Annotated in this window: 16 protein-coding genes; 6 read left to right on the plus strand and 10 right to left on the minus strand. The window is 27.0% G+C overall.

The genetic code is table 11. The features are described from left to right. Positions 1 to 507 precede the first annotated feature (507 nt). From MBCUT_RS10050 to MBCUT_RS10070, 5 genes are all read right to left on the minus strand, one after another. The gene (locus MBCUT_RS10050) at positions 508 to 2865 is read right to left on the minus strand and encodes a DEAD/DEAH box helicase (RefSeq protein WP_067260644.1); all 2358 of its coding nucleotides are present in this window, start codon (positions 2863 to 2865) and stop codon (positions 508 to 510) included. Positions 2866 to 3015: 150 nt separating this feature from the next. After that, complete coding sequence (locus tag MBCUT_RS11625; RefSeq protein ID WP_067260645.1) at positions 3016 to 3738, minus strand: hypothetical protein; 723 nt, start codon at positions 3736 to 3738, stop codon at positions 3016 to 3018. Between the two features lie 34 nt (positions 3739 to 3772). Next, entirely contained in the window at positions 3773 to 4552 is a 780-nt protein-coding gene (locus tag MBCUT_RS10060) for a ParA family protein (protein ID WP_067260648.1), read from the minus strand. A gap of 755 nt (positions 4553 to 5307) precedes the next feature. Continuing rightward, positions 5308 to 6534, minus strand: coding sequence for a bifunctional 5,6,7,8-tetrahydromethanopterin hydro-lyase/3-hexulose-6-phosphate synthase (locus MBCUT_RS10065; RefSeq protein ID WP_067260650.1), 1227 nt, complete (start codon positions 6532 to 6534; stop codon positions 5308 to 5310). Positions 6535 to 7179: 645 nt separating this feature from the next. Continuing rightward, positions 7180 to 9021, minus strand: coding sequence for a threonine--tRNA ligase (locus MBCUT_RS10070; RefSeq protein ID WP_067260653.1), 1842 nt, complete (start codon positions 9019 to 9021; stop codon positions 7180 to 7182). 770 nt (positions 9022 to 9791) lie between these two features. Between MBCUT_RS10070 and MBCUT_RS10075 the strand changes: the two genes are divergently transcribed. Beyond that, positions 9792 to 10580, plus strand: coding sequence for a TrmB family transcriptional regulator (locus MBCUT_RS10075; RefSeq protein ID WP_067260656.1), 789 nt, complete (start codon positions 9792 to 9794; stop codon positions 10578 to 10580). Between the two features lie 552 nt (positions 10581 to 11132). Here MBCUT_RS10075 and MBCUT_RS10080 read toward each other — a convergent pair. The 4 genes from MBCUT_RS10080 to MBCUT_RS10095 all read right to left on the minus strand — a co-directional run bounded on the left by MBCUT_RS10080 (position 11133) and on the right by MBCUT_RS10095 (position 13260). After that, complete coding sequence (locus MBCUT_RS10080; RefSeq protein ID WP_067260658.1) at positions 11133 to 11348, minus strand: PRC-barrel domain-containing protein; 216 nt, start codon at positions 11346 to 11348, stop codon at positions 11133 to 11135. Between the two features lie 119 nt (positions 11349 to 11467). Continuing rightward, positions 11468 to 11689 carry a PRC-barrel domain-containing protein gene (locus MBCUT_RS10085; protein WP_067260661.1) on the minus strand — a complete coding sequence of 74 codons (222 nt, stop codon included), beginning with the start codon at positions 11687 to 11689 and terminating at the stop codon, positions 11468 to 11470. A gap of 363 nt (positions 11690 to 12052) precedes the next feature. Beyond that, positions 12053 to 12364, minus strand: a complete 312-nt coding sequence (locus MBCUT_RS10090) for a hypothetical protein (RefSeq protein ID WP_067260665.1) — start codon at positions 12362 to 12364, stop codon at positions 12053 to 12055. 92 nt (positions 12365 to 12456) lie between these two features. Continuing rightward, positions 12457 to 13260 (minus strand): TrmB family transcriptional regulator, encoded by an 804-nt coding sequence (locus MBCUT_RS10095; protein ID WP_067260667.1) that lies wholly within the window; start codon positions 13258 to 13260, stop codon positions 12457 to 12459. 703 nt (positions 13261 to 13963) lie between these two features. Between MBCUT_RS10095 and hcp the strand changes: the two genes are divergently transcribed. The 4 genes from hcp to argS all read left to right on the plus strand — a co-directional run bounded on the left by hcp (position 13964) and on the right by argS (position 20630). Further along, complete coding sequence (hcp, locus tag MBCUT_RS10100; protein ID WP_067260669.1) at positions 13964 to 15280, plus strand: hydroxylamine reductase; 1317 nt, start codon at positions 13964 to 13966, stop codon at positions 15278 to 15280. Between the two features lie 430 nt (positions 15281 to 15710). Next, a complete protein-coding gene (gene ilvD, locus MBCUT_RS10105; RefSeq protein ID WP_067260671.1) occupies positions 15711 to 17366 on the plus strand; it encodes a dihydroxy-acid dehydratase in 1656 nt (551 codons plus the stop codon). 464 nt (positions 17367 to 17830) lie between these two features. Then, positions 17831 to 18253 (plus strand): signal peptidase I, encoded by a 423-nt coding sequence (locus MBCUT_RS10110; RefSeq protein ID WP_067260674.1) that lies wholly within the window; start codon positions 17831 to 17833, stop codon positions 18251 to 18253. A gap of 568 nt (positions 18254 to 18821) precedes the next feature. Then, positions 18822 to 20630: an arginine--tRNA ligase gene (argS, locus tag MBCUT_RS10115; RefSeq protein ID WP_067260676.1), complete on the plus strand. Its 1809-nt coding sequence runs from the start codon at positions 18822 to 18824 to the stop codon at positions 20628 to 20630. Between the two features lie 890 nt (positions 20631 to 21520). Here argS and MBCUT_RS11060 read toward each other — a convergent pair. After that, entirely contained in the window at positions 21521 to 21682 is a 162-nt protein-coding gene (locus MBCUT_RS11060; RefSeq protein ID WP_157082581.1) for a hypothetical protein, read from the minus strand. A gap of 76 nt (positions 21683 to 21758) precedes the next feature. On the opposite strand from MBCUT_RS11060, the gene MBCUT_RS10120 reads away from it, so the two are divergent. Next, a partial coding sequence (locus tag MBCUT_RS10120; protein WP_157082582.1) for a beta strand repeat-containing protein occupies positions 21759 to 26366 on the plus strand: 4608 nt, incomplete at its 3' end.

The raw sequence follows: 26366 nt of genomic DNA on the forward strand, positions 1-26366 counted from the left end.
AAAGTGTTTAAATTCTTAAACATTTTTATTAACTTAAATAAGAATTATTTAAAAAAATATTTGATTAATATAATCATTTTTAAAAAAGTTATAATTTCCAAATGAATATTACATTTTATCATATTTAAAAAATGTATCATGAACATTTTGGACAAAGACTAATAAAGTTCATTATACAAAAATTAATCCAAATTCACTGATTATGGGAGATTTAGAATATTATATAAGAATAATTTTAATTAATTTAATAATTTATCTAATAATAGCTCTTAATAACATTTATTATATTAGTATAGTCCTGGACATTTGCTTTAAAAATAATATTAACTTTTTATTCGTTAAAATTATTCTATTTATAAAAATAATGATTAAAAATGGATAATATTTAAAAATATTATAATTTTGAGAAGTTTTGTCTAATATTATAATTATTAATATCTAGTAATAATATTCATTAACTACAACACTTATTAAATATTTTATTTCAACTAGGGATTTAGAAAGTTATTATAATAGCTTTTTATCTTTGTCTTCTTTTTTATAATGTAAATATCTACTTGTTAGGACTTTTTTAATATTTTCAGCTGTTTTTTTCCCTATTCCCTCTACTTCTTGCAATTGATTTTCATTAGCGTTTATTACTTGTTCTACAGTAGCAAATTTCTCAAGTAGTTTTTTTGCACTGACTGGCCCTATATTAGGGAGTGATTCAACTATGAACTGTTGTTGTTCCCATGTGTTTACAGGTTTACGTTCTGTTCTTACTTGTATTGGTTTAGTTGATCCATTTTGTTCACGTATAGCTATTCTTTTAATCATAGCTGCTGTGTCTTCAGGATTTCTAGTTGGGATAATCGATATTCCAAAGTCTATAGCTATGGAAGCTATTGATCCTCTTATGGCATCAGGACTTATAAATCCAGAATACAAATCATCACCTTCCAATATCATAATTGGTTTTTTAAATTCTTCTCTCATTGTTTGCGCTTGTTTATATAATCTTTTATCTACAATTGAATCAACAAAATCTTTCGCTGTTTTTCTTTCAATAGCTATTTCCTCACTAACTTGATAATCCCCAGCACTCATAGCTTTAATACGAATTTCAACATTTAACATATCTAATGCTCTAAGTACTTTTGAATTTCCTTCTCTTGAATCAGCATAAACTAATATTTTCTGATTTTTACTTAAATTTTTAATTCTTTCTTTATTTTTTTCATTTTCTTCATCTTCGATTCTTTCAATTATTCTTGAATTTGGAGGGTTCTTAATTCTATCAGATGATTGAATATTTAAGTTTTTGAGAGAATTTTTATCTACTAACTGCCTTTTCATCATTTTTTCTTTATTTAAACTAGCCCAATAATATCCTTCATCCCTAGTTCCTTTGGCTATTAAAACTTTCATTTTACCAGTATTTTTTCTTCCAGTTCTACCTCTTCTTTGAATCATACGAACTTCTGATGGAACTGGTTCATATAAGACAACTAAATCAACAGAAGGGATGTCAATTCCTTCTTCAGCAACACTGGTTGAAAGTAATACATCATAGGTTCCTATTTTAAATGACTTAATAATTTGCTTTTGTTCTTTTTGAGTAAGACCCTTTTCACCATCTCTTGTTCCTTGACCGAAGAATTTCACAGCATTTATTCTTTCTTTTTTACATTTTTGATAAATTACTTCAAGGGTATCTCTAAACTGGGTGAAAACTATTATTTTTTTTCTATTTGGATCTAGAGTTTCTTCATTCTTATTTTTTAATTTTTTTTGTGGTTCTATACCTAGCTCATCTTTTAATATTTCCATTAATTTTTTAAGTTTTGGATGCTCCCATCCATGTTTTTCAGCTTTTTCACTTAAACTTATAGCTTGTGAAAAATCAGCATCCATAAGAAGACCTTTAGCTGCTTTGGTATTTTTTTTTCTCAGTCTGCTAATATATTTATTAAAAGTGCCAATTCCTTGAGTTTCCAATAGTTCAAGGGCGTGTTGAACATTTATAACAGCACTTAAAAGAGAGATAGCTTGAAAGCATTCTTTAGGTGGGGAGGTGGCTCTAGCTATTCTATTTTGCACTTTTCCCCTGGCTTTTAATATGTCAATTTTATTTACAGAAATAGTTGAGATGACTTTTAAGTTTTTAAGCATCTTCAATCTATGCTTCAAAGATTTATTCAAATGTTCTTTTATTTTTTCAAGCTCTTTACTCATTTTTACTTTTACCCAATCAATTTCGATTGGATTGAAATATGGCTTAACATCAGGATCATCTTCAGTTTTAACAACAACATCTTGAATAAACAAATTTTCGCAAACTTCTTTAATTTTCCCTTTATCTGAGCCAGGAGAAGCTGTAAGACCAAGAACAAGATGATTTTTAGCTTCTTTCACATATCTTTGTCCTAAATAGACATATGCATAAGAACCTACACCATGATGACATTCATCAAAAATAAGTAGTGATACATTTTCAAGGTCGTACCTTCCATTTAATAAATCAGATTCAACTGTTTGTGGGGTCGCACAAATAATTTGGGATTCATCCCATCTTTTTGCTCTTTCTTCTACTTTCACAGCCCCAGTTATTGAAGTGCATTTTGCATTTAAAAAATATTTAAAATTTTCTTCATGTTGAATAGCTAATGGCTTGCTTGGGGCTAAAATAAGAATTTTTGATCCTTTGATTTTTTTCAATCTATCTGCAGCTACAAGCACCCCCACTATAGTTTTCCCAAGAGCTGTGGGGGCTACTACCATCGTGTTTCCTTTTGTCAATACATCAGCGGCTAGTATTTGCTGATATATTCTAGCTTCAACACTATTAGGATTGATTAAAGGATGTTCAATATATTTATCCATGTAATTTATTTTGTTTATATAGTTTAAATAAGTTATTGGATAGCAATTGATAAGTAATAATTGTTTATATTTTGGATAAGTAATATTGTTTTATATTTTGTATTATTTTATCTTGCTTTTGTATTATTTTATCTTGCTTCATCTAACTTTTTAAAGATCTTCAAATAATTCCCATATTTCTGGATATTTTGTAGAAACTGCACTATCAACTAATTTAGATGCTTCTTTACTAATACTAAATTCTGGACGGGTTTTTCGTAAGTATCTAAATACAGCAGCTGATTTAATTGACCATAATGTTATTCTAGGATTTTTTTCGATGATTTCTTTAACTTCTTCTATACTTTCCAGCTCATATTCCGAAAGAACTTTTTCTTCTACTATATTTCTATCATTTTCTTCAAGAGAGCTTTCATTATTTTCAATAGCTATACTATTTTCCTCATTTATATTAGGGACTTCTTCAATATTTTCAACGACTTCATTCGTTTCTTCAGACATGTTTGTAGGGAGGGGTGATGGGATAGTAGAAATATCGTCATTAAAATTTTGAATATTATTTTCATTTGGTGATTTTTGAACAATAGTAGACACAGGTGATTTGTTAATATTTTCTTCTACTTGAAATTCTTCAATTTTTTTTGGTTCAATTTGTTCTTTTTCATTATTTTTTATTTCTTCCTCGATCTCTTCTTCATCCTTTTTCGTGCTTATTTTTTCTTCTGTGTCTTTTTCAGTATTTCCAAGAATATCTTCTAATGTAATTGAGGAGTGACTGTCATTTTTTTCTTCTTCATCCTCATAATATTTTGGTATTAAAGAGTCTAAACCACGTCCTAACCCACTATTTTTTTGTTTTGTTTTCTTAACCATTTTATAACCTTTTTAAATTTATTTCCTCTTATTTCTACTTATTTTCTTTTTCCAATTCTAACATTTCTTTAGCTAATTTTAAGTATGATTTTGTTCCTCTACTATCCTCATCATACATAATACAAGGTTTTCCATAACTTGGGGCCTCAGCTAATCGTATATTTCTTGGAATAACTGTTTTAAATATATGTTCCTTATCACCGAAATATTTTTTAAGTTCAGTATATACTTCTTTTCCTAATCTTGTCCTTGAGTCATATAGAGTTAATACTATTCCTTTTATTGGAGATGGGCTTCTAAGACGTTCTTCTACTAATTTTATAGTATTTACTAAATCAGCTACTCCTTCAAGTGCAAAATATTCTGCCTGAATTGGTATTATCACACTATCTGAAGCTACTAGACCATTAATAGTTATTACTCCCAGAGATGGTGGTAGGTCTATTATTATATAATCAAATATACTTTTAACGCTTTCTAATAATTCTTTTAAAACGATATGATAATTATCTAGTTTGCTTAATTCAACTTCTACTCCACTAAGTGAGATGTTACTTGGCAAAATAAACAAATTTTTAACCATAGTGGGGATGATAGCTTTTTTAATGTTTACTTGTCCACTGATAGCAGAATACACTGTATTTTCTAGTTCTACTTTATTAATCCCAAAACTAGTGGTTGCATTGGCCTGTGGATCCATATCAACTAATAATATTGATTTATCCATCATTGCTAATGATGCAGCTAAGTTAACTGCGGTTGTAGTTTTTCCACAACCTCCTTTTTGGTTTATAATAGCTATTGTCTCTCCCATTTTTCCATCCTTATATTTTTCTTTTATTTTTTCTAAGTTAAAATATATAAGTTAGAGGATATAATTCAAAACTGATAACAGATAACTTTTAACTGATTTCTTGTTACTTTTAACTTATAACTAATTAGTTACTATTTAAATTATCTCTTATTAGTTATCTCTTATTTTTTATAAATTATTTCTTTTAACTTATTTATTATATATTATAATTTATTTCTTATATATTTTTACTTATACTTTTTAACTTCTTTGTTATGATTTATAAAGTATATTTTATACTTTTTAACTTATACAACATATCTTATTACTTATAACTTTTGTTTTATATCTTTTAAATTATATTTTATAACTTATATTTTATAAATTATTTCTTTTAAATTATATTTTATAATTTATATCTTATAAATTATTTCTTTTAAATTATATCTTATAAATTATATATTTTAAATTATAACTTATTTATTATATATTTTAAATTATAACTTATTTATTATATCATATTTCTTATAACTTATTTCTTATAAGTTATTTATTATCTTTTATCACTTAATCATTAGATATTAAAAATCAGAACTTTTAACTTATTATTTATAAATTATTTCTTATAAGTTATAAGTAATTTATCATAAATTTAATCACAAATTAAAAATCAAAACAAATTAATTTAAAAAAAATAAATAAAAAGAAAATAATAGCTAGCAATAATACTAGTTATTAATAATTATTTTTAGCTAATTATGATATAGATATTCTTACTAGTTAGCAGATTCATCTTCATCAAGAGCTAATCTCATATTGTCTGGATCTTGAGGTAAATGACTTAAAAAATCTTCAGCAGATCTTCTTACATCTCTTGAACCAATTATGTATCTTCCAACAACTATTATGTCTGCTCCACTATCAATAGCTTCTTCTACTTTTGCAGGTGTGATACCTCCTGCAACAGCTACTAATCCATTTCCAATGAGATTTTTGATTTCTTTTATATTACCCCATTCAGTCATACTACTTGTATCTTCACCTTTTTCAGCTTTTGAAGTTTCAAGATCAACATTCCTATGAAGGAGAACAATATCTGGTTTAAGGTTTTCATTAATTTGATTTAGTTTATCTGTAAAATTAGATACATTCATCATATCAAGGATTGAATAGATTCCTTGTTTTTGAGCTTCATGAATAGCTTTTTCAATAGATTCAATAGTACCAAGACCAGAAATGGCTATTGCATCAGCTGTTTCATCAGCAGCCATTTTAACTTCTACTCTTCCAACATCTAATGTTTTTAAATCAGCTATTATGAATGCATCTGGCCTCAATTCTCTAATTTTGTTAACAACACCAACACCAAACTTCTTAATAAGTGGAGTTCCAGCTTCAAGCAATACTCTTTCTCTATCTGGAATAGCAGCAATAATCTTTTCCATTGTGTCGAGATTGTCTAAATCAAGAGCTACTTGTAAATATGGTGGACTCCATAACCTTGTAACTTTGAATCCCATAATTGGATGAGTTCCCCTGTCTTTTTCAGCAAGAACTTTATCGATACTAGGATAATCACCCATAGCTCTTCTAATAGCTAATTTTGTAGCTCCATAATTATATTGGTAAATTTTTCTATAATCTTTTGCTTCAGGATGTATAAAAACACTTATTATTATTACAAGATCTTCGGATTGGTCTTTTGGAATAAGACCTTCTTCCACTGCATCAGCTACAGCTCTTCCCACTGCTGTTTGAGCTGGTCCAAAGATTTTGCTCGCATCATCTAAATCTCCAACAGTTACTTTTGGAACAATTAAAGTAGCTGGTTTTGTCATTAAATTTGGTCTTATAACTGATAAAAGGGGGGTATGACCAATTGATAATTGACTCATTCCATTTGCAAATGCACTTCCAGCTGCACTTTCTTTATCACCAATAATCAAATCAATATGAGCTAATTCGTTTCCATCTCCAATAAGAGCTTCGCCTATTTTATACATTTCATTTCCTCCAGATATTTCCTGATTTTTAGAATTTTATAAATTTCAATTATATTAACATTTCTGTTTTTAGTTAAATATAATACTTGCTATAAATTATATACTTGCTAGAAATTATCATGCTTAGTATAAATTATATAGTTGCTAGAAATTATCATGCTTAGTATAAATTATATAGTTGCTAGAAATTATCATGCTTAGTATAAATTATATACTTGCTAGAAATTATCATGCTTAGTATAAATTATATACTTGCTAGAAATTATTATTTTACTATAAATATATTAATCAGACTAAATATTAATTAAAATACTTATTCATCAGAATAAAAACTGAATGATTATTAATTAACAATTAAACTAATTTAAATTATTAATTAAAGCTTAATTACCCAGATTTGATTTTTAAAATTTTCAATATTTTCATCCATTTTTACACTTGAAATCGATGTTCACTGATACATATCTCTTTCAATGAAGTTTCAATAATATTGTATAAAATTTTCCTTCATATAGTTGACAGTGTTACTATCCTTTATTATACTTGAAGTATCGCCTCTAGTGCATTTTATTTGTAATTATAAAAATGTCTAAATAGCTATTATTTTTTAATTTTTAATAGCTATTTTTTATTTTTTATTTTTTTTTATTGGAAATTTATTCGTTTGGATAAATATTTGGACAATGGCAAATTTCTAAATGGAAGACCTAAAGTCTCATGCATGATATGATCTAATAATTGTTCAATGTTCATCTCTTTTTGTTCCCCAGTTTCTCTTATTGTTACTTTGAATATTTCACTATTGATTTCATTATCCCCAACAACAATAACATAAGGAACCCAATCAGTTGCAGAAGTTCTTATTTTTTTACCAACACGTTCGTCTCTATCATCGATATCTGCTCTGATATTGTTAAGAGATAGATGTTCCCATAAAAAATTAGCATAAGTTAAATGTTTTTCACTAATAGGAATAATTCTCACTTGGGTTGGAGATAACCAAACTGGTAACATAGGAGCTTTTTCTTTTTGTTCTATAGCTGTTTTTTCTAGTAAACTACATATTACTCTTTCTATACTTCCAGTAGGACTGCAATGTAATACAATAGGATGTTCTGATTTTTCATCTTTGTTTAAATAGCTAATATCAAACCTTTTTCCACTTTCAACATCAATTTGAACTGTTGGATTTTCAATTGGCCTGTCAAGATAGTCAATAGCTGCCATATCCATTTTACAAACCCAATAATGTTTTCGTTCTGGGAGAATTTCAAAAAGTACAGGTTTGCCTATTTTTTCAGCTACATTTTCCATCCAATCTTTATTTTCATCGTAAAAGTCTTGAGTGGCCCTGAAAATTATTTCATAGTTTATATTAAGATTTTTGCTAGTTTCATAACACATAGCTACTTGTTTATCAAATTCATCCAACGTTTGTTCCATATCTGCACAGACAGTATGCATATCAGGCATAGTAAATCCCCTAAGTCTTTTTAAGCCTACTACTTCCCCTCTTTTTTCAAATCTAAAACTGTAGGTAGATAGTTCATAAACCTTTGCTGGCAAATTTTTCCAAGTCAAAAATGATTCAGATAAAACTCTAAATGCACCAAAACAACAAGCGAATCGCAACATTAACTCTTTTTTAGTATGAATTTTGTATTGTCTTTCTCCAAATTTACTTGCATGCTCTCTTATAGCATTGTTAGCCAAATCATACATAACTGGAGTTTCTATAGGCATAGCTCCTTCATCAACTACTAATTTGTAGACATAATCACTTAATATATCTCTTATTAATCTTCCTTTGGGATACCATTTCAAATGACCTACATCTGCTGCACTTTCATAGTCACATAATTCTTTTTCTCTCATCAATTTAACATGAGGAGGTTCTATATCTTTTGTAGAAAGAGTTCCTAGTTCATTTTTTAATAGCTTTTTTAGTTGTGAGTTACTCCCATAATAATACTCTTCTGGTGTAAAATTCTCCCAACTGTCAAATATGAAATATTTAGGAGATATTGAAATTTCTTCATCAATTTTTTCATCATCAATTTCAATCTTGGAGCTAATAGTTCTTGATAACTCTGATAATGGATGACCTTTACAAGAAACTTCAAATGATTTATACCATCCAAAAGGCACTCTATATACTTTAAAATTCTCATCTTTCAATGCCTTTTCCACACTTTTTAAAATACTTATAGCTATTTTTGGGGAGCTGAGTGAAGAGGATAAATGGGCATATGGGTAAATAACTATATTGTCTGCTTTAATTTCTTTATTTACTTTTTTTATCTCATCTAGAAGGTTCTTTAAAACACCATCTGGATTTTTTTCATCTTCTTTTTCAACAGCTGTAAAAACTACTAAAGACTCTTTAAACAAGCCTTCTTTTTGCTCTTTTTCAATTTCTTCAGCTATTGGTGTTTTTTTCTTAGTTTTGTATTTTAAATAATCTGAATGAACTAGCAATATTCTCATTTAATCACCATTTAGGAGCTTATAAATAGCTTCTATTAATTTTTATACTTCAAATAATATTTCTAAGTTTCTATCTAAGAAACTTGTATTTAAATACCTAAAACCTAAAAACTTTAAAAAATACTTAAAAGAATAGTAAATAGGCTTATAATATTTTAATTTTTTATTATTTATTGATTAGTACTTATTTTTATTATTACTTATTAATTAGTACTTATTTTTATTATTACTTATTAATTAGTACTTATTTTTATTATTACTTATTAATTAGTACTTATTTTTATTATTACTCATTAATTAGTACTTATTTTTATTATTACTCATTAATTAGTACTTATTTTTATTATTACTCATTAATTAGTACTTATTTTTATTATTACTTGTTATTACTTATTAATTAGTACTTATTTTTGTTATTATTTAATTATTACTACTTATAATAAGTACTATGTATTTATTCTATTTAATAATATCGAATTTCTATTGAATTTTTTGAAGAATCTTTTTAATTTTATTTTTAATTAGGTTTTATTTTCTATGTTTCATATAGATCTTTCTTAGAATATTTCAAATATTTCGTAATATCACATACTTATGAAATATAATTAATTAGAATTCATTGAAAAATTTTGATAAAAATACCTTTAACCAAAAGACTTTTATTTAATTATAAGTAATACATATATATTTACATAGCATATCTTAATAGATAATGATAATTTTAGAAGATTAAAAACGATCAAAAGTTTGAAATAATAGCTATGATAAGCATGAACAAAAAGGCGGAATGGAATATGAATAAGACTATTAATGCTCTAGAACGTATGAACCTGCATAAAAGTGAAGCTATAGTATACATGTTATTAGTTCAAAAGATGGGTGGGACAGTTGAAGAGATAAGCAAAGAAGTAAGATTCAAAAAACAAAACACATACACAATTTTAAATAAACTAATTCAAAAAGGTTTCGTTGATGTAGAAAAAAGTAATCCAGTAATTTATCATGTTGTACCACCAACCGAAACTTTCAGAAAAGAACAAATAAAAATATTAGATGAATTATATACAGCAAATAATGAACTTAATTTTCTCTATGAGGCAAATATAAACAAATTGAAACATCCAATAAATCTTATTCAAGGTTTTCGACCCATAATAAAAAAGGAAATTAATCTAATAAAAAGTGCTAAAAAGACCTTAAACATGAAAATAGGCTTTCTTTTTTTCAATGAAGCACAAATATTAATAAATGTTTTTGAGAATCTGAAAAATACTGGGGTAAAAATTAACATTATAGCTAATCAAGCTTGTACTATTGATAATGAAAAGATAGAGGTTTTGAATAAATTCAAGAATTGTGATGTAAACGTCAAGGAAGATGATTTACCAAATACAAAAGTTATTTTAGTCGATGGATCTGAAATGATGCAGATCTTCCCAAGATTTCCATTCCATGAAAATATTTATTCAGATAATGTACATTGCACATATAATTATTCTAAAAATATAGCTAAAACTTATAATGATAGATTTAACCATCAACTAAAGCTTATAGTTTGAAATCACTAAATATCATTAAGAATAAATAATTTTTTTTATCTCAATAGACATACATTTCAAGTGTAAAAATTTGAAATAACTTTTATTAAATCTTGATATTCATTTTAAATTAGGACTAACTTATTTATTAAGATTTTTAATAAAAACTTTTTATATGAATAAGAGATAAGGATAATAAGAATTTTTTTTTATTAAAGTTTTTTACTAATGATTAATAAGAATTTGTTTTGTTTATTAAGTTTTTTAACAAGAATAACTAGGATTTGTTTTGTTTATTAAGTTTTTTAACAAGAATAACTAGGATTTGTTTTGTTTATTAAGTTTTTTAACAAGAATAACTAGGATTTGTTTTGTTTATTAAGTTTTTTAACAAGAATAAGTAGGATTTGTTTTGTTTATTAAGTTTTTTAACAAGAATAAGTAGGATTTGTTTTGTTTATTAAGTTTTTTAACAAGAATAAGTAGAATTTTTTCTTTAATAATTACATAATAATAAATAATAATTTTGACATGAATAAAAGATAAAAATAATGATTTTAATTTTTTAAAAAATTAATCTTTCATATTTTTTAGCATTATCTTATCAGATATGCTATCAACATCGTTAAAAGAGACTATTTCTTGATTAGAAAGTATACCTTTTCTTTCTTCTACTTCAATACCTGTAATAGAACCATTATCCTTATTAATATCAATATTGCCTACTTTTCCCACTGAATTACCATTTGAATCAATAATATTCATATCAAGCATTTTATGAGCTTTCATATTAATTCACCTCCATCTTTTAATAGCTAATGTATGAAGTTTAGTCGTGTTTATAAATTCTATAAGCTTAATTGTTACAAATAAATTAATAAAAGCCAGCATCCTGCTATTTTATCATATTAAAGCTTATCAATCATAATATTTAGAGCTACAACATTAGAAATATTATCTATCTGATTAAGTTTAATTAAACCTTCATCACAACAAAAACCTTCCTTTAAATGCACATCTACCCCTTCTATCTTTCCATTTTGTTCATCAACTTCAATATTGCGTATTACTCCAGTAGAATGACCTTCTTTATCAATAACAACCATTCCAATCAAATCTGTTGCTTTCATTTTACTCACCTTCTCTTCAATTTTAAATTCATGATGATTAAAACTTATTCTGGATAATATATTTTCATGAGAATATTTGTTGAAATATAACCATTACATTACTATTTTAAACTATATAAATTTTAACCGTAGCTGATGACTTCTTTATATACTGATTTACCTATATAGGATGATAACTGATTATGATGGCAGATTTTTGTGAAAATTCGAAAGATGTGATATCTTTATTTCATTTGTTTTAGTATTAATGAATTCTTAGTCTTTTAAAGAATATTTTTCTCATTTAAAAATTTTTCTTATTTAAAAATATAAAATAAAAATGATTACAATGAGTAATCATTATAATACTTTAGTTTCCATTCATTATTCATCCAGTGCAGATATTTCTATCGGACCTTGTCTTGAATAAATGACTAAACATACTTCAAATCTTTTTTTCAGCATAAAATATTTTTTTTGAGCTGAGCTAAGCTTCATATGAAAGTTTTTTATTTTTTCTTTCATTTCTTTCATTTCTTCATCACTAAATTTTTTCTCTTCTTTGTGATGTGAAAACATATGATGCTTGTATTTGTGCATTTTGTGTTTTTCCTTTAGCATTTTATATTCAGCAGTTGCCATTGCTAAATCATCTGCCAATGCAATTAAATAATTTTCATTCAAAATTGCAGCCATATTAATCACCTCATTATTATATTGTTTTTAATAGCTTATGTTTTTTTCTATGGAGTATGAAGTTATGACTTATTCGATGAATACAATATTCATTATTTTTTTATATTTTCATTATTTTTCCTTTTTTTATTCCATATAGTTTCAAATCTTTCGTCATAGTTTTTTGCTATGTCTTCGTACTGATTCCAAATACCAATAGCTGTATCTGGGATAATTTTTTTATTTCTACCTTGGAATTTTGAAAAAACATGCATAAGTTCTTTTCCATCTCTAACAATCATTTTTGCCATTGGGAGAGGAGATTTAACTACATTCGCTTTAGATGGCTTTAATTCTTCTAGAATATCAATATTATTTTTCTTTGTAAAATATTTTGATGATACTATAATGTTAACTTCAACACCTTGTTTTATTTTTTTTCCAATTTTTGGCTTTAATATATCTAATTCTCCAGGAAATAAGAATCCTATTCTCATATTAATTGAATTTTTTCCTCTTGAAATAATTTCTAGTTCTTTTTTAATTATTTTTTCTTGACCATGAATTAGCCAAACTGGTGCAGGTACTTTTGATAGCTGATTTTCATATATCTCATTTAATTCTATTTCAGCATTTTCAAGTTTTTCAATTAATTTATTTTTATTTGATTTAAAAATATCTTTTGGGGGAACTACTGTGTATTTTAAGGGTCTTCCTTTATTAACTTCAATAAAACCTCTACGAACTAATGGTTTCAAAACATCATATACACGAGATCTTGGAACATTAGCATTTTCACTAATTTCAGTCGCTGTTCCACTAATAATGTAATTCAAAGCTAAATAACATGAAGACTCGTATTCTGTTAACCCTAATACTTTCAATGAATTCAATATATTATTTTTATTATCATTCATAGGATCACTTTACATTATTTAATTTCCTTAGCAATATTCATTAATTATATATCTATTAATTAAATATTTATTAATTAAATATTCATTAGTTAAATATTCATTAGTTAAATATTAATTAATCAAATATTTATTAATTAAATATTCATTAGTTAAATATTCATTAATTATATATCTATTAATTAAATATTCATTAGTTAAATATTAATTAATTAAATATCTATTAATTAAATATTCATTAGTTAAATATTCATTAATTAAATATCTATTAATTAAATATTTATTAATTATATATCTATTAATTAAATATTCATTAGTTAAATATTAATTAATTATATATCTATTAATTATATATCTATTAATTAAATATTCATTAGTTAAATATTAATTAATTATATATCTATTAATTATATATCTATTAATTAAATATTCATTAGTTAAATATTAATTAATCAAATATTCATTAGTTAAATATTCATTAATCAAATATCTATTAATTAACTTTATTAATATTTTATTAATAAGCTATAAATAAACTTTGTTCTAAAACATACTTTCTTAGTTACAAAAATTATATATACTTTTCGACTCTAATATAATACAAGAACAGTTTAAATGGATCCTAAAGAGCTATTCCTACTAATTAATTAAATTAAATAAAATAAATTAAATAAATTAAATAAATTAATACTTAGGAGATGTAAAAATGAAAAAGGCATTAAAAGAACCATTAGACATGTTTTGTTATCAATGTTCTCAAACAGCATTTGGAAATGGATGTACTATCCAAGGAACTTGTGGAAAAAAACCAACAGTAGCTAAATTACAAGATAATCTGATATTTGCTATTAAAGGGATTAGTGCATACAATAATCTAGTAAATAAAATGGGACATGAAGATAAAGAAATCAACAATTTTTTAACCAACGGCCTCTACACTACACTAACCAATGTTAATTTTGATGTAGAAAATTTAATTAGCCTTGCCATTGAAGCAGGAAAAATAAATTTAAAGGTCATGGACCTTCTAAAAAAGGCAAATATTGAGAACTTTGGAGAACCAACTCCTTCAGAAGTAGAAGTTGGTGCTAAAAAAGGTCCAGGAATATTAGTTACAGGACATGATTTACAAGCATTAGAAGAATTACTAAAACAAACAGAAGACAAAGGAATAAATATTTATACTCATAGTGAAATGTTACCTGCTCATGGTTATCCAGAGCTTAGAAAATATAAACACTTAGTTGGACAACTTGGAGGGCCTTGGTTTGATCAAAAGAAAATCTTTTCTAACTACAATGTAGCTATTCTCGGAACTACAAACTGTGTACTCTTACCTAAAGATAGCTATAAAAATAGAATGTTTACATCAGGAGTAACAAAGCTTCCAGATGTTCAGCAAATAGAAAATTTTGATTTCACCCCAATAATAAATAAAGCATTGGAATTAGGAGATTTAGAAGAAGAAAAAGATAAAAAAACTATTACAACAGGTTTTGGACTAAGTACAATCCTGTCTTTAGCTGATAAAATTAAGGAATTAGTTGAAGCAGGAAAAATAAAAAGATTTTTCTTAGTTGGAGGGTGTGATTCCCCAATTCCTCAAGCTAGCTACTACAGGGAATTTGTAAAAAATCTTCCTAGTGATACAATAGTATTGACATTGGCATGTGGAAAATATAGATTCAATGATCTTGATCTTGGAGATATTGAAGGTATTCCAAGATTAATAGATATTGGGCAATGTAATGACTCTATTGTAGCAATTGAATTAGCTACTGCTCTCTGCGATCTCTTTGAAATGGAATTAAATGATCTTCCTCTTACCATTGTACTCAGTTGGATGGAACAAAAGGCCGCAGCTATTCTTTGGAGCTTGCTGTATTTAGATAAAAAAGACATGCTAATTGGTCCAATTTTACCTGCATGGGCGAATGAGGACATTACAAAATATCTTGTAGATACATTTAATTTAACACCAATTGGAGATCCAAAAGAAGATATTAAAAGGATATTATCTTAAGTGATATAATTTCTTTTTTATTTTTTACTAAATTCTTATTTTACTATTTTTTTATCTTATTTTTTTATTATTTTTTATCCATAATTCTCTAAAATTTTCATATTTTTTATATTATTTTTTTATTATTCTTTATCTATAATCTCTAAAATTTTCATATTTTTTATATTATTTTTTTATTATTTTTTATCCATAATTCTCTAAAATTTTCATATTTTTTATATTATTTTTTTATTATTCTTTATCTATAATCTCTAAAATTTTCATATTTTTTATAATTTTCATAACATTCTTTATTTGAATTATTAAATGTGAAATAAAAAATATAATGGATAATTATTGATATTAAAAATATTTTTATAATGAAAAGATTAATATTTATATATTCCATGATTAACTTTTATAAATTTAAAACTAATTAATATGTGATTTAATGAGAAGCGATAATATAAAAAAAGGGCTTGAAAGAGCACCACATAGATCATTACTTAGGGCATGTGGCCTAGATGATGATGATTTTAAAAAGCCATTCATTGGAATAGCTAACAGTTATACGGATATAGTTCCAGGCCATATCCATCTTCAAAAAATAGCTAAAGCTGTTAAAGAGGGTATTCGAGAAAATGGGGGTGTTCCTTTTGAATTTAATACTATGGCTATTTGTGATGGATTGGCTATGAATCATGAGGGAATGAGATATTCTCTTCCTTCTAGGGAGATAATAGCTAATACTGTTGAAAGTGTTGCTATTGGCCATAGTTTAGATGCATTGGTACTTCTTCCTACTTGTGATAAGGTTGTACCGGGCATGTTAATGGCAGCAGCAAGATTGGATATTCCTTCGATTGTAGTTACAGGTGGTCCTATGATGCCAGGAAACTATAAAGGGAAAATAGTTGATTTTATCGATGTTTATGAAGGTGTTGGGGCTGTTTCTTCTGGTAAAATGACAGAAGATGAACTCTATGAATTAGAATGTTCTGCTTGTCCTGGAGAAGGATCATGTGCAGGTCTTTTTACAGCTAATACAATGGCATGTTTAACTGAAGCTATGGGAATGAGTTTGCCTAGGTGTGCTACCACACATGCAGCTGATGAGAATAAAATAGTAATAGCTAAAGAATCAGGAAAACAGATAATTAAAATGTTTAAAGACCAACTTACTCCTTCTAAAATACTATCTCAAGAAGCTTTTAATAATGGACTAGCTGTTGATATGGCTCTTGGTGGTTCAACTAATACTGCATTACATATTCCAGCTATTGGTAGTGAATTAGAAGATAAAGGTATTCAGGTTGATTTAGATCTTTTTGATGATATAAGTAAAAAAATTCCTCATATTGCATCAATCAGTCCTTCAGGGGAAGATACTATGCTAGATCTTCATAATGCTGGAGGAATTCCTTCAGTTTTAAAAGCTATTGAGACTAAAATTGATACTTCTACTATCACTTGCAATGGAAAGACAATTGAAGAAAACAACAAAAATATAGAAATCAAGGATGTTGATGTTATAAGATCAATAGATGCTCCAGTCCACATGGAAGGGGGAATAGCTATTCTTAAAGGAAATTTGGCTCCAAATGGATCAGTTGTGAAACAAGGAGCTGTTGATGAATCTATGATGTATCATAAAGGCCAAGCTAAAGTATTCAATAGTGAGGATGAGTCTGTCACTGCAATTTTTAATGGATCCATAAAAGAAGGAGACATTGTTGTAATAAGGTGTGAAGGTCCAAAAGGAGGTCCTGGAATGAGAGAAATGCTTAATCCAACTGCAGCTATTGTAGGGTTAGGAATAAAAAATGTAGCTCTTATCACCGATGGAAGATTCTCTGGAGGCACTAGAGGGCCATGTATTGGCCATATTTCTCCAGAAGCTAAAGATGGGGGCCCAATAGCTGCTCTTAAAGATGGAGATATTATTGAAATCGATATTAAAAATAGATCATTAAATGTAGAACTATCTGATAATGAAATTGCTGCAAGAATAGCTAAATCTGAACTACCAGAAAAGAAATTTAAGGGTTGGTTAAATATCTATCAAAAAACAGTGAGTTCTGCAGATAAAGGAGCTATTTTAAGATAATTAAGGATTAAATCCTAAATCAATCATACTCGATTAATTTGATTTTTTAAGTTTAAAATGAAGTTTTTATTATTTGAATAATAATACAATTTATATAAAATAAAAACAATATATGTAATATTAAATGAATTTTAAGATAAATATCATAATTATAGACTCTTTAATTAAAATGTTACTATGAATTTATTTGTAAATAGATCCTCTTTAATTAAAATGTTACTAATTTATTTGTAAATAGATCCTCTTTAATTAAAATGTTACTATGAATTTATTTGTAAATAGATCCTCTTTAATTAAAATGTTACTAATTTATTTGTAAATAGATTCTCTTTAATTAAAATGTTACTAATTTATTTGTAAATAGATCCTCTTTAATTAAAATGTTACTATGAATTTATTTATATTTTTATTATATTGTTTTATCATAATACTTTTAAAATTATTAATTATTAATAGGTGTTTAAATGTCGGCAAAGAAAGAAATAGCCATTTATGCAATAATTATCATTATTGGATTGATTGCAGCTCAACACTTAAATGTTGTTGTTTCAGGAAGTATGGAGCCTGTATTATATAGGGGCGACATAGTAATCGTTGAAAAAACTAATTTTTTAGGAATACATGAGTTCAATCCAGAGGATGTTAAAGTTGGAGATATTGTAGTTTATAATGCTGAATGGTTCCCAAATCCTGTAATTCACAGGGTTATCAATATTTCGGAGATTAATGGAACTAAATATTTCACGATTAAAGGTGATAATAATCCAGTTCAAGACCCTTTACCTGTTTCGCCTTCTCAAGTAACAGAAAGGGTAGTTACATTATGGGATCAACCACTTGTCATACCTAAAGTTGGATACATCACAATTTGGTTAAAAGGATTATAATAAAGATTTGATTTTAATGAATTAAATGATTTTCAGAGTTATAATCTGATTTGATTTTAATGAATGAATTAAATGATTTTCAGAGTTCATAATCTGATTTGATTTTAATGAATGAATTAAAATGATTTTCAGAGTTATAATCTGATTTTAATTTTTAATAATTATTATAATTTGTAAGAATCACAACATAATTTTTATTCTTTAATTATTATGATAACATGTGATTTTGTAGAATTATATCATTTTAATTAAGAATAATTAAATTTTAGATGGATTAAGTTTTTTAAGAATAATTAAATTTTAGATGGATTAAGTTTTTTAAGAATAATTAAATTTTAGATGGATTAAGTTTTTTAAGAATAATTAAATTTTAGATGGATTAAGTTTTTTAAGAATAATTAAATTTTAGATGGATTAAGTTTTTTAAGAATAATTAAATTTCAAATGTATTGAATTTTTTAATGATTAGATTTCTAATTTATATTTAATCATCGAATTTTCTTTTAATCATTAAATCTATTTATTAATATTTTACCTATTTACTATTTTTAAAATATATGGTGAATTTATGTATTTTACAATTAAAAATGAAGCTTTAAAATCTTTAGAAGAGGCTATTACAAAACTAAATTATGAAATTCCAGAAGAAATAAAGCTTGAATTTCCACCGAACCCTAAAATGGGAGATTTAGCTACAACTGTTTCATTTCAATTAGCTAAAGCCCTTAAAATGTCTCCTATGGATGTAACTAATGAAATAATGGCAACAATAGCTATTAATGATATTTTTGAAAAAGTTGAAGCCAAAGGACCTTATATTAACTTTTTCATAAATTACTGTGAATTTTCAAAAAAGCTACTTGAATCTGTGGATGACAATTATGGAGAACTTGAAAATAGGGATAAAAAAATCATATTAGAACATACTTCAGCTAATCCTAATGGTCCATTACATATTGGTCATATAAGAAATGCAATTATTGGAGATTCTTTAAAAAGACTTTTAAAAACAGCAGGATATGAAGTTGATACTCAGTATTATGTTAATGATATGGGTCGTCAAATAGCTATGATAGTTTTTGGAATGGAGAAATTGGGACTAACAATCAATGAAAAACTAGCTAAGGAATTCAATGATTTAAATGAGTCATCAAATTCACCTAATATTAATTTATTAACTTTAAAATCAAATATAAACACTGATGGACTTTTTGATAACAAAATTGATCATCAAATAGGTCAACTATATTTTCAAGTTAATGAAAAATTAAAAGAAGATGAAACTTTAAAAACTGAAGTTGATAATTTAATAAAAGGATATGAACGTGGAATCGATCCTCAACATGATAAAACATTTGAAAAAGCTGTCAATGACTGTTTAATTGGAGTTAAACAGACTTTATCCAAACTTAACATAAAACATGATGAATTTGTTTGGGAAGGGCAATTTGTTAGAAATGGTGAAGTGGATAGAATTGTCAATGATTTAATAGCTACTGGCAACACCAAAGAAAATGAAGTTTTATATCTTGATTTAAAGGATTTTGGAATAGAAAAAGAGCTTGTTTTACGAAGATCTGATGGCACATCACTTTATTCTACTAGAGATCTAGCTTATCATACTTGGAAATCACATCAAGGAGATGTAGTTTTAGATATCTTGGGCTCTGATCATAAATTGGCTATTGAACAAATCAGTATTGCTTTAGACTTATTAGATGAAAATACTCCAGAAGTTATATTTTATGAGTTCATCACACTACCTGAAGGTTCAATGTCAACTCGAAGAGGAGTGTTCATTTCAGTAGATGAATTAATCCAAGAAGCTATTATTCGAGCTAAAAAAGAAGTTCAAACACGGAGAACAGACTTAAATTCTGATGAAATAGCTAAAATATCTGAAGAAATTGGTATTGGAGCTATTAGGTACTATATATCTAAACTTTCACCTGAAAAGCATATCACTTTCAAATGGGATGAGGCCCTTAGTTTTGAAAGAGGTTGTGCATCTATTCAATATGCTCATGCAAGAGCTTGTAAACTTCTTGAGAAATGTGGTAAATTTAGTAATGGTAAATTAGCTATAACAGCTGATAATATTGAAAACGATTGGATTCCTAATGATAATGAAACAGAATTGATTCGAACAATAGCTAAGTTCCCGATTGTTGTAAAAGAAGCTTCAGAAATGATGAGAGTTCATCCAATTGCACAATATACTCAAGATCTTGCAAGTAGTTTTAACAAGTTTTATAAATCAGAACAAGTTATCAGCTGTGAAGTAGAATCAGCTAGATTGCTATTAGTTGATAAGGCAAGAATAACACTTAAAAATAGTTTGAATTTATTAGGCGTTGTAGCCCCTAAAAAAATGTAACTATAGTTTTTTTAGAATTTAAACATAATACTACTTATTAATAAGTTAATTAGTAGCTATTTTTATATATTATTTTCTACATCTACAATTTTAGGGATTATTTTTACTTTTAAATTTCTTTTAATTTTTTATTATTGTTTATAATTCTTATTTCTTTATAATTTTCTACATCTACAATTTTAGGGTTTATTTTTACTTTTAAATTTCTTTTAATTTTCTATCATTTTCTACATCTACAATTTTAGGGATTATTTTTACTTTTAAATTTCTTTTAATTTTTTATTATTTTCTACATCTACAATTTTAGGGTTTATTTTTACTTTTAAATTTCTTTTAATTTTCTATCATTTTCTACATCTACAATTTTAAAAAATTTTTCATACTAGAAAGAACATTTTAGAAAAATTGAAGACTTTTTACTAATAAAAACCCCAAAACCCTTCTTATTAAAATCTTCTTATTTTAAAAACTTTTTGAGGACGATCCAGTAATCACAATTTCAGTGAAAATGATTTGAATTTAAGTATATACTTATACAAAGTATAATATCAAAATCATTTCTAAATTGTTTATTTTAGTTTATATATATTCATTAATCAAGAAATAATTGTGATTCACCCTCAAAATCAGATTAAAAAATCAAAAAATTGTTTCCTAGCCAACATTATTTTATTATTTTCCTTTTTTCATGTTTTGTTGTGAAGTATTATTCTTTACTTATTTATGATATATATATATATATATATATATATTATCTTTAAATAAAGTTTATATAAGGCATAGAATATAATTATTATCGGTTAATTAATAGGGATTATTCTCTATTTTTTAACCTTTTAGTATTGTATGAATTAAATAAACAATGTAAAAGGAGGTGAAAAAACGAAAAACTATAAAAAAATAATACTAAAAACGAGTATACTAATAGCTACTATTTTATTATTAGCTATTAGCTTAAACTCTGGATTTTCAGCCACTGTAGATGTTGATAATTCAACAGCTGGTGGAGGAATCCTAAAAGGACTAAATGATGCAAATAATACTGATACCATACTCTTAGCTATTGGAAACTACACAGGAACTAACAATACAGGAACTACTAATGCAGGAATAAATATTAACAAAAATGTGACAATACAAGGAAATGGATCTGCTGCTGAGGTAATAATTGACGCACAAAGATCAAGCCGAATATTCACTATAGGCAGTAATAACTTGAATGTGACTTTCATCAACATAACATTCACAAATGGAAGATATAGTGGCGATGGTGGAGCAATATATAATCAATACGCTGCCACAATGATGACTTTCATCAACTGTACATTCACAAACAACAATGCAACTGATTATGGTGGTGTTATCTACAATTCTGGTGTTAATTTGAGTGTTAGTGGTTCTAGTTTCATTAACAATACTGCTTTTTGTGGTGGTGTTATCTACAATTCTGGTGGTAATTTGAGTGTTAGTGGTTCTAATTTCATTAACAATACTGCAACTACTAGTGTTGGTGGTGTTATCTACAATTCTGGTGTTAATTGTAGTGTTAGTGGTTCTAGTTTCATTAATAATACTGCTGGTAATGGTGGTGTTATCTACAATTCTGCTACTAATTTGAGTGTTAGTGGTTCTAGTTTCATTAATAATACTGCTGGTAATGGTGGTGCTATCTACAATCCTAATGTTGCTAATTTGAGTGTTAGTGGTTCTAATTTCATTAACAATACTGCAACTGGTAATGGTGGTGCTATCTACAATTCTGGTGGTAATTTTAGTGTTAGTGGTTCTAATTTCACTAATAATACTGCAACTGATTATGGTGGTGCTATCTACAATTATGGTGTTAATTTGAGTGTTAGTGGTTCTAGTTTCATTAACAATACTGCAACTAGACATGGTGGTGCTATCTACAATCCTAATGTTGCTAATTTGAGTGTTAGTGGTTCTAATTTCATTAACAATACTGCAACTGGTAATGGTGGTGTTATCTACAATTCTGGTGGTAATTTTAGTGTTAGTGGTTCTAATTTCACTAATAATACTGCTTTTAATGGTGGTGGTGTTATCTACAATTATGATGGTGTTAATTTGAGTGTTAGTGGTTCTAGTTTCATTAATAATACTGCAACTGGTAATGGTGGTGTTATCTACAATTCTGCTACTAATTTGAGTGTTAGTGGTTCTAGTTTCATTAATAATACTGCAACTGGTAATGGTGGTGTTATCTACAATTCTGCTACTAATTTGAGTGTTAGTGGTTCTAATTTCACTAATAATACTGCTTTTAATGGTGGTGGTGTTATCTACAATTATAATGGTGTTAATTTGAGTGTTAGTGGTTCTAGTTTCATTAATAATACTGCAACTGGTAATGGTGGTGTTATCTACAATTCTGGTGGTAATTTTAGTGTTAGTGGTTCTAATTTCACTAATAATACTGCAACTGATTATGGTGGTGCTATCTACAATTATGGTGTTAATTTTAGTGTTAGTGGTTCTAGTTTCATTAATAATACTGCAACTGGTAATGGTGGTGTTATCTACAATGATTATGGTGTTAATTTGAGTGTTAGTGGTTCTAGTTTCATTAACAATACTGCAAATAGTTATGGTGGTGCTATCTACAATCGTTATGGTGTTAATTTGAGTGTTAGTGGTTCTAATTTCATTAACAACACTGCAAATACTAGTGGTGGTGCTATCTACAATTTTGGTGCTAATTTGAGTGTTAGTAGTTCTAGTTTCATTAACAATACTGCAACTAGTGATGGTGGTGTTATCTACAATAGTGGTGTTAATTTTAGTGTTAGTGGTTCTAGTTTCACTAATAATACTGCAAATTCTTATTCTGGTAGTGGTGGTGTTATCTACAATTCTGGTGCTAATTTGAGTGTTAGTGGTTCTAATTTCACTAATAGTGTTGCTAATTCTGGTGGTGTTATCTACAATAATGGTGGTGCTAATTTGAGTGTTAGTGGTTCTAGTTTCATTAAAAATACTGCAAATAATAATGGTACTACAACTGGTAATGGTAGTGCTATCTACAATAATGGTGGTGCTAATTTGAGTGTTAGTGGTTCTAATTTCACTAATAACACTGCACGTAGTTTTGGTGGTGTTATCTGGAATAATGGTACTAATTTGAGTGTTAGTGGTTCTAGTTTTATTAACAATACTGCAAGTAGTGGTGGTGTTATCTGGAATAATGGTGCTAATTTGAGTGTTAGTGGTTCTAGTTTCATTAATAATACTGCAACTAGGTATGGTGGTGCTATCTACAATACTGGTGGTAATTTGGGTGTTAGTGGTTCTAGTTTCATTAATAATACTGCTGTTTATGGTGGCGGTGTTTTTACTATTGATTATACTAGTAGGATTGTGGATTCTAATTTTACTGGTAATAGTCATGCCGTTGGGTTATCTAATACTGGGTTTAATGCTAATTTTACATTATCTGGTAATCGTATTATTAATAATACTGTTGGTATTCAATTTGTTGTAACTAATTTGAATTATAATATTATTGGTTTAAACAATACTAATACTATCTCTGATAATTTGTATGCTGTTGCTATAAGTGGTAATAATACTAATTATGTAGTAAAAGATAGTTTTGGTTATAGTAATAATGGTGGATTTATATTCACTAATGGTGCTACTGGTAATCGTTTGACTGGTAATTTTACGGGTTATACTAGGTCTGATAGTAGTGGTGTTGCTGTAATGTTTAATGCTACTTCAACTAATAATTTGGTTTATAATTCTACTATAAATGGTAGTGATGTTGGTGTTGTTTTCAATGGTACTAATAATAATTTAACTGGTTCTAATATAGTCAATAACCTAAATGGAGGAATAATTGTCTATAATGTAACTGGTAATCGTATCAATTACAATCGTATCTACAATAACAATGGTACTGGTTTTGATATGGTAAATCTTGGAACTAATACTAATGCTGATTTGAACTGGTGGGGTAAAAACAATATAAGTGGTATTGTTTCTGGTGTTAATACTAATAATCATTATATTTTGAATATTACTAACACTAGTAGTTTAGATAATGTTAATATTGGAGAGAGTATTAATTTTTATCTATTAGTCTTAAACACTACTTTAACTAATACCAATGTTACAAATTTACCATATTTTGTAATTAACGGCACCTTTAATGGCGCAGCCTATAATTCCAGTCGTGACGATTTGTTTATGTATGTGTTCAATATTTTATCTGGAGAGACTCAAAATATAGATGCTTCTTTAGATGATGAATATGTGTCTATAAATTTTGATGTGATAAAATATTCCACAAACTCAACTATCATTATTAATCCTAATCCTGTCCCTATCGGTGATAATATCACTGTTAGCGGTCAATTAGCTAATTACACTGGAATAAATAATGTTAACATTACTGTTGATGGTAAAACATTTACTAATGTAACTGTTAATAGTACTGGTGGTTGGAGTGTAGTTTATACTACTAATCATACTGGAACTTTAACTGTAGTTGTTAGCTTCGCTGGCAATGAAAATTACACAGCTTTTACTAATACTACAACTTTCACAGTAGCTAAAAATAGTACTAACTCAACTATAATTGTTAATCCTAATCCGGTTCAAATTGGTGTAAATACTACTATTAGTGGTGTTTTAGCTAATTATACTGGAATATCTAGTATTACTGTTATTATCGATGGAAATATTAGATTAGTGACTGTTAATAGTGCTGGGGGTTGGAGTTTGAATTATACTACAACTCAAACTGGCACTTTAACTGTAATTGTTATCTTTAATGGTAATGATAATTACACAAGCTTTACTAATTCTACAACTTTCACAGTAAATAAGAATAGTACTAATTCAACTATAATTGTTAGTCCTAATCCTGTAAGTATTGGTGTAAATACTACTATTAGTGGTGTTTTAGCTAATTATACTGGTATTAGTTTTGTTACTGTTATTGTTGATGGTAAACAGTTTAATGTTGCTGTTACTAATGGTTATTGGGAGTTAAACTATACTACAATTCGCACTGGTTCTATTAATGTTATTGTTGGTCTTTCTGGTCATGGAAATTTCTCTGATTTCAGTAATTCTACAACTTTCACAGTAAATAAGAATAGTACTAATTCAACTATAATTGTTAATCCTAATTCAGTTCAGATTGGTGTAAATACTACTATTAGTGGTGTTTTAGCTAATTATACTGGTATTAGTTTTGTTACTGTTATTGTTGATGGTAAACAGTTTAATGTTGCTGTTACTAATGGTTATTGGGAGTTAAACTATACTACAATTCGCACTGGTTCTATTAATGTTATTGTTGGTCTTTCTGGTCATGGAAATTTCTCTGATTTCAGTAATTCTACAACTTTCACAGTAAATAAGAATAGTACTAATTCAACTATCGTTATTAATCCTAATTCAGTTCAGATTGGTGTAAATACTACTATTAGTGGTGTTTTAGCTAATTATTCTGGAATAAATCAGGTTACTGTTACTGTTGATGGTATACAGTTTAATGTAGCTGTTGATAGTACTGGTGGTTGGAGTTTAAATTATACTACTGTTCGTACTGGTTCTGTTAGTGTTGTTGTTAGTTTTGCTGGTAATGATAATTACACAAGCTTTACTAATTCTACAACTTTCACAGTAAATAAGAATAGTACTAATTCAACTATAATTGTTAGTCCTAATCCTGTAAGTATTGGTGTAAATACTACTATTAGTGGT

Origin of the sequence: Methanobrevibacter cuticularis, from assembly GCF_001639285.1 — an archaeon.
GTDB lineage: Archaea > Methanobacteriota > Methanobacteria > Methanobacteriales > Methanobacteriaceae > Methanobaculum > Methanobaculum cuticulare.

Bases quoted from the DNA above. Each gene is read 5' to 3' on its own strand.
- hcp (WP_067260669.1), top strand. From the start codon at position 13,964: ATGAAAAAGGCATTAAAAGAACCATTAGACATGTTTTGTTATCAATGT.
- MBCUT_RS10090 (WP_067260665.1), bottom strand. From the start codon at position 12,364: ATGGCTGCAATTTTGAATGAAAATTATTTAATTGCATTGGCAGATGAT.
- MBCUT_RS11060 (WP_157082581.1), bottom strand. From the start codon at position 21,682: ATGGTATCAGTATTATTTGCATCATTTAGTCCTTTTAGGATTCCTCCA.
- argS (WP_067260676.1), top strand. From the start codon at position 18,822: ATGTATTTTACAATTAAAAATGAAGCTTTAAAATCTTTAGAAGAGGCT.
- MBCUT_RS10095 (WP_067260667.1), bottom strand. From the start codon at position 13,260: ATGAATGATAATAAAAATAATATATTGAATTCATTGAAAGTATTAGGG.
- MBCUT_RS10070 (WP_067260653.1), bottom strand. From the start codon at position 9,021: ATGAGAATATTGCTAGTTCATTCAGATTATTTAAAATACAAAACTAAG.
- ilvD (WP_067260671.1), top strand. From the start codon at position 15,711: ATGAGAAGCGATAATATAAAAAAAGGGCTTGAAAGAGCACCACATAGA.
- MBCUT_RS10080 (WP_067260658.1), bottom strand. From the start codon at position 11,348: ATGAAAGCTCATAAAATGCTTGATATGAATATTATTGATTCAAATGGT.
- MBCUT_RS10050 (WP_067260644.1), bottom strand. From the start codon at position 2,865: ATGGATAAATATATTGAACATCCTTTAATCAATCCTAATAGTGTTGAA.
- MBCUT_RS11625 (WP_067260645.1), bottom strand. From the start codon at position 3,738: ATGGTTAAGAAAACAAAACAAAAAAATAGTGGGTTAGGACGTGGTTTA.
- MBCUT_RS10110 (WP_067260674.1), top strand. From the start codon at position 17,831: ATGTCGGCAAAGAAAGAAATAGCCATTTATGCAATAATTATCATTATT.
- MBCUT_RS10060 (WP_067260648.1), bottom strand. From the start codon at position 4,552: ATGGGAGAGACAATAGCTATTATAAACCAAAAAGGAGGTTGTGGAAAA.
- MBCUT_RS10085 (WP_067260661.1), bottom strand. From the start codon at position 11,689: ATGAAAGCAACAGATTTGATTGGAATGGTTGTTATTGATAAAGAAGGT.
- MBCUT_RS10075 (WP_067260656.1), top strand. From the start codon at position 9,792: ATGAACAAAAAGGCGGAATGGAATATGAATAAGACTATTAATGCTCTA.
- MBCUT_RS10065 (WP_067260650.1), bottom strand. From the start codon at position 6,534: ATGTATAAAATAGGCGAAGCTCTTATTGGAGATGGAAACGAATTAGCT.